Origin of the sequence: Collinsella aerofaciens (genome assembly GCF_040920445.1) — a bacterium.
Taxonomy (GTDB): Bacteria; Actinomycetota; Coriobacteriia; order Coriobacteriales; family Coriobacteriaceae; genus Collinsella; species Collinsella aerofaciens_BH.
The window spans coordinates 56,101-62,217 of record NZ_JBCOTQ010000005.1; the positions used below are offsets into that span (position 1 = coordinate 56,101).

General features: G+C 61.0%; 4 protein-coding genes. All 4 read right to left on the reverse strand.

Annotated elements, in window-relative coordinates; all coding sequences use genetic code 11:
* Nucleotides 1-349 (reverse strand): hypothetical protein (locus tag AB5405_RS01490; RefSeq protein WP_368137350.1); only part of this gene is annotated, 349 nt, incomplete at its 3' end.
* Nucleotides 300-818, reverse strand: a complete 519-nt coding sequence (locus AB5405_RS01495) for an RNA polymerase sigma factor (protein ID WP_368137351.1) — start codon at nt 816-818, stop codon at nt 300-302. The genes AB5405_RS01490 and AB5405_RS01495, both read right to left, overlap by 50 nt.
* 318 nt (nt 819-1,136) lie before the next feature.
* On the reverse strand, nt 1,137-5,612 hold the full coding sequence (locus tag AB5405_RS01500; protein WP_368137353.1) for a DNA-directed RNA polymerase subunit beta': 4,476 nt from the start codon (nt 5,610-5,612) through the stop codon (nt 1,137-1,139).
* Nucleotides 5,613-5,618: 6 nt separating this feature from the next.
* On the reverse strand, nt 5,619-6,117 hold a 499-nt coding region (locus tag AB5405_RS01505; RefSeq protein ID WP_497463232.1), incomplete at its 5' end, for a DNA-directed RNA polymerase subunit beta.

The window sequence follows — 6,117 nt, forward strand, 5'->3', positions numbered from 1 at the left end:
GATTAACCTCCTGGACTGCGCCTTCCAGGCTTTGGGGCGCGATGCCATCACCAAACTCTCTGGTGTAGGTGTATTTAGCCCCCGATGAGCCGCCGTTGGTCCAGGTAATGGAATCCCCATTGCCGTGGTTTCCCCAGGCTGAGGCAAAATAGCTGGAATTGATAACGGCGTAGGCGACCCCTCCGGTCGCCAACACTCCGGCGAGACATCCGATTACGGCAACATAGAGAGACTTCGCGTGGCCCTTTCGATGAAGCAACTCACCCGCAGCGGTATTTAGGACGCGATCTGCAAGATTGCTATCGGCTTGGATGGACTCGAAGGCCTGCTTGATTTGATTGGATTTCACGGTCGCCCTCCTCTAGGATGAATTTGAGCTTCGATCGACCACGAGCTAAACGCGTTCGAACGGTCGCGGCTGGTACATGCAACAACTCGGCAATCTCTGAAGTCGAAAAGCCTAGATAGTAATAGAGCACGATGGGAACACGGAATCGCTCCGGAAGTCGCATAACGTCTGACAGGACTGCCTCGGTCTCATCCTGCGCCGCCGAAAGCGAATCGGCCAGGTTCTCAATATCCTCCACACGCCTCCATGGCTTTCGAAAGAGCGATTTACATTCATTGATCGTGACCCGGATAAGCCAGCGGCGAAGATGTTCCCAACTTTCAAAGTGTCCATCGCTTTTAAGCAACTTAAGAAAGACGTCTTGGGCAATATCGTCGGCATCGGCACGATCGCGCAGATACGTCAATGCGATTCGAAACACGACATCCCGGTGATCTTCGACTGCCTGTCTAAATGTTTGTTCTTCCATAATCACCTCCCGGTGACGTTAATGGTTCTCGATGAGGCCCTCACCATAGATACGCTTTGACCGGACGAAATGTTTCAAATTCAAGCAGGAAAAACCTACCAAAATAAACCTGTCCCTTATTGGCAAATCCCCAAGGAATCAGCGGAACGCAACAGGTTGAGCATACGCAAGCGAGCGGCCCCCAGAGCGTACAAGGTGGCATGAAAAAGGCAGGGCATTGACCTTTTGGTCATGCCCTGCCTTTTGAATGACAGATTGTAGCTCTGGGGGCCGCGCAGCGACGGAGGTCGCCGCCGTTCGTTAGAACGGCGGAACTAATTACTCCTCGTCGTTGTCCTTGGCCTCTTCGGCGTCGTCGGTGTCCACGAGCTGGTTGAGCAGCTCGTCGAGGGAAGCCATGTCCTCGTTGATCGCGCCGTTGGCGGGAGCCTTCTTGTCGTCGATCGGGGCGCCCAGGAGCTCCTCGTCGGCGTCGGCGTGATGCGTCGGAGCGGAGGTACCCAGCAGGATATCGTCCGGACCGTCGGGGCTAAAGACCATCTGCAGCAGCTGCGAGAGGTCTTCCTCGTCGGCAACGTCGTCGTTGTTCTCGAGGATGTAGAGCAGATCGTGGGCCTCGAGGCCGTCACGGAGCTCCTCGATCGCCTTGGCACCGATGCCATCGATGCGCAGCAGATCCTCCTCGGACTTGCCAACCAGGTCGCCGACCGTCTCGATGCCGACCTCGCTGAACTTGTTGGTCCAGCGCTGCGACACGCCCAGGTCGTCGAACAGGTACAGACGAGCCTTCTCGGCGGAGATGGTGTGGCCGTTGCGGGTGAACGAGCCGTCAGCACCACCGAACTCGTCGTAGCCGGCCCAGTCGAGCTGCTGCGGGAGCTGCTCGTCCAGGTCCTTGAGCTCCACAGGAGCCCACTCGGGCAGCGACTTGGCGTTGGGCGAAGCCGGGCCGTCGATGTCCACGTAGCCGTCGGCCGTGCGATACGTCAGCTTGGCGTTGGCGTACGGCTTGAGGCCGGTACCAGCCGGGATCTTCTTACCGACAATGACGTTGGATTTAAGGTCGAGCAGGTGGTCGACCTTACCCTCGATGGCAGCCTCGGTAAGGACGCCAGCGGTACGGATGAACGAAGCGCTCGACAGCCAGGAGTCGATGTTGGACGCGACCTTGAGCGTACCCAGGATGACGGGCTCGGCCACGGGAGCCTGACCGCCCAGACGGGCAACGCGCTCGACCTCGTCGGCGAACTCGTAGCGGTCGACGTACTGACCAAGCAGGTACTTGGAGTCACCGGGGTTGGTGATCTGAACGCGACGCAGCATCTGACGTGCGAGCACCTCGATGTGCTTGTCGTTCAGGTCGACGCCCTGGCTGGTGTAGACGTCCTTGACGCTCTCGACGAAGGTGTGCATCGTCGACTCGATATCGGTCAGCTTGCGCAGGTTGCGGAAGTTGACGAAGCCCTTGGTGATCTGGTCGCCGGCGCGAACCTCGCAGCCGTCCTCGATCTCGGGCATAAAGCGCACCGAAGCGGGGACGCGGCGCTCGTCGAGGACACGGGTGTGATCCTCGGAGTCGGTGAGCGTCAGCACGTACTCGGACTTCTCGGGCTTAATCGAGAGGTGGCCGGAGTACGGAGCCAGCTCGGCCTCGCGACCCAGGATCTTCTCGTTGACGTTGCCGACGATATCGAACATACGGCTGACCGTAGGCAGACCCTGCGTAATATCGTCGACGCCAGCGACGCCGCCGGAGTGAATGGTACGCATCGTAAGCTGCGTACCGGGCTCGCCGATGGACTGGGCGGCAATAATGCCGACCGCGGTACCGATGGCGACCGGACGACGGGTGGAAAGATCCCAGCCGTAGCACTTCTGGCACACGCCGTACTTGGAGCGGCAAGTGAGCAGCGCGCGGAGCTTGACCTTCTTAAGGCCGGCATCGACCATCTTCTGAATGTCGGCAACCTTCTCGATGTAGCCGTCCTGCTCAAAGAGCACGGTGCCATCGGGGGCCACGACGTCCTCGATGAAGCAACGGCCGACGAGGTCCGTGTTGAGATCGGTGGTGCCGGGGATGATGAGGTTGTAGGTAACGCCCTCGCGCGTACCGCAGTCCTCCTCGCGGACGATGACGTCCTGGGCCACGTCGACCAGACGACGGGTCAGGTAACCAGAGTCCGAGGTGTGGGATGCGGTATCGACCAGGCCCTTACGGGCGCCGTAGGTCGAAATGAAGTACTCGAGCGGCAGCAGGCCCTCGCGGAAGTTCGCCTTAATGGGAAGGTCGATCGTCTCGCCGGACATGTCTGCCATCAGGCCACGCATGCCGCCGAGCTGACGCAGCTGGGTCTTAGAACCACGGGCGCCGGAGTCGGCCATCATGTACAGCGGGTTCTCCTCGTCGAACATGTCGAGCATGAGCGCTGCAACCTTATCGGTACAAGCGGTCCACTCGTTAACGACTTCGATGTGGCGCTCCGTCTCGTTGATGAAGCCCTCCTCGAAGTACTCGTTGATCTGGTCGACGTTGGCCTGGGCGCGATCGAGCAGCTCCTGCTTCTCGGCAGGGATGAGAGCGTCCCACACCGAGATGGTGAGGCCGGCGCGGGTAGCGTAGTGGAAGCCGGAGTACTTGATGGCGTCGAGGATCGGGCCGACCTTGGCCTCAGGGTAACGATCGCAGCAGTCGGCAACCAGCTTGGCCACATCGCCCTTGACCATCTTGTAGTTCATGAACTCATAGTCTTCGGGCAGGCACTGGCGGTTGAAGATGATGCGGCCGATAGAGGTCTCGAAGCGCGCGGTCTTGTTGCCGGTGACGTCGTAGTCGACAAACTCGTTCTTGCCGTTCTTGACGCGGAAGATACGGGTGCCGTCCTCGTTGATAACGTTGGCATCGGCAGCGGACACGCGGACCTGGATCTTGGCCTGCATGTCGACCTCGGAGCGGCAGTCATAGGCGTGCAGCGCGTCGTCGAAGCTCGAGAACACGTGGTTCTCGCCCGGCAGACCCTCGCGAACCTGGGTGAGGTAGTACACACCGATGATCATGTCCTGCGAAGGGATGTTGACCGGCTTGCCGGATGCCGGCGAGCGCAGGTTGTTCGCAGAGAGCATGAGCACGCGGGCCTCGGCCTGAGCCTGGCTGGACAGCGGCACGTGGACAGACATCTGGTCGCCGTCGAAGTCGGCGTTGAAGGGCGAGCAGACCAGCGGGTGCAGGTGGATAGCCTTGCCCTCGACCAGCACCGGCTCAAAGGCCTGGATGGACAGACGGTGCAGGGTCGGTGCACGGTTGAGCAGCACGACGCGGCCGTCGATGACCTCTTCGAGGATATCCCACACAAAGGTGGCACCGCGGTCGATAGCGCGCTTGGCACCCTTGATGTTCTCGACCTTGCCAAGCTCGACCAGGCGCTTCATGACGAAGGGCTTGAAGAGCTCCAGCGCCATGGTCTTGGGCAGACCGCACTGGTGCAGCAGCAGCTTGGGGTCGGTAACGATTACCGAACGGCCGGAGTAGTCGACACGCTTGCCCAGCAGGTTCTGACGGAAACGACCCTGCTTGCCCTTGAGGGCCTCGGCGAGCGACTTGAGCGGGCGACCGCCACGGCCAGAGACCGGGCGACCACGACGGCCGTTGTCGAACAGGGCGTCCACGGACTCCTGGAGCATGCGCTTCTCGTTATTCACGATAATCGCAGGGGCGTCCAGGTCGAGCAGGCGCTTGAGTCGGTTGTTACGGTTGATCACGCGACGGTACAGGTCGTTGAGGTCGGACGCGGCGAAGCGGCCGCCGTCGAGCTGGACCATCGGGCGCAGATCGGGCGGAATGACCGGGATGACATCCAGGATCATGTTCGCGGGGCTGTTGCCGCCCTTCAGGAAGGCGTCAACGACCTCGAGGCGCTTAACGGCCTTCTCGCGCTTCTGCTTCTGGGAGTCCTCGTCGGCGATGATGGCCTTGAGCTTCTCGGCCTCGGAGGGGAGGTCGATGGCAGCGAGCAGGTCGCGGACGGCCTCGGCACCCATGCCACCCTTGAAGTACATGGAGTAGTAGCGAGTCATCTCGCGGAACAGCGGCTCATCGGAAATGAGGTCGCGCTCGCTGAGCTTCATGAAGGCGTTGAAGGCGTCCGTGCGGAGCTGCTTCTCGTCCTTGCACTCTTCCTCGATGTCGACGATGCCAGAGGCGATCTCCTCGGGGGTCAGCGGCTCCTCGTCGGAGAACTCGTCAAAGTTCTCGGGGTTGCCCTGCTCCTTGAGGGACTCGATCTGGCGGGCGCACTCGGCATCGATCTCTTCCAGATCGGCGGCGAGCTCCTCGCGCAGGTCATCGGCGTCGGCCTCGCGAGCCTCGTAGTCAACCTCGGTGATGATGTAGCTGGCAAAGTACAGAACCTTCTCGAGGTCCTTGGACTTGATGTCGAGCATACGGCTCATCGGGAAGCTCGTGGGGCTCTTGAAGTACCAGATGTGGGACACGGGAGCGGCGAGCTCGATGTGGCCCATGCGATCGCGACGCACCTTGGCCGAGGTGACCTCGACGCCGCAGCGCTCGCAGACGATGCCCTTAAAGCGGATGCCCTTGTACTTGCCGCAGGAGCACTCCCAGTCCTTGGCGGGACCGAAGATCTTCTCGCAGAACAGGCCGTCCTTCTCGGGCTTGAGGGTACGGTAATTGATGGTCTCCGGCTTCTTGACCTCACCGTGCGACCAGGAACGGATCTGGTCGGCGGAGGCAAGGGAGATCTTTACCGAGTCAAAATCAGTAGCTTCGAAATCTGCCACAGTCAACTACTCCTTATCAGTGGTCGTGGCGGCGACAGCCTCGGGCGCCTCGGCGGTCTCGGCATCCTGGGCCTCGACGTCGGCGTCAACGCCGGCGAGCGCAGCCAGGTCGTCGAGAGCAGAGGTCTCCTCGGCGGTCACAGGGGCGGAGGCGTCCTCGTCAGCATCGTGCATGGGCTCGATGTCCAGCGCGAGGGAACGGATCTCCTTGACGAGAACCTTGAAGGACTCGGGGATACCCGGGACCGGAACGTTCTCGCCCTTGACGATGGACTCGTAGGTCTTGACGCGGCCCACGGTATCGTCGGACTTGACGGTCAGGATCTCCTGCAGGACGTTGGAAGCACCGTAAGCGTACAGTGCCCAAACTTCCATCTCGCCGAAGCGCTGGCCGCCGAACTGAGCCTTGCCGCCCAGAGGCTGCTGGGTAACCAGGCTGTAAGGGCCGGTCGAACGGGCGTGGATCTTGTCGTCGACCATGTGGCCGAGCTTGAGGATGTAGGAC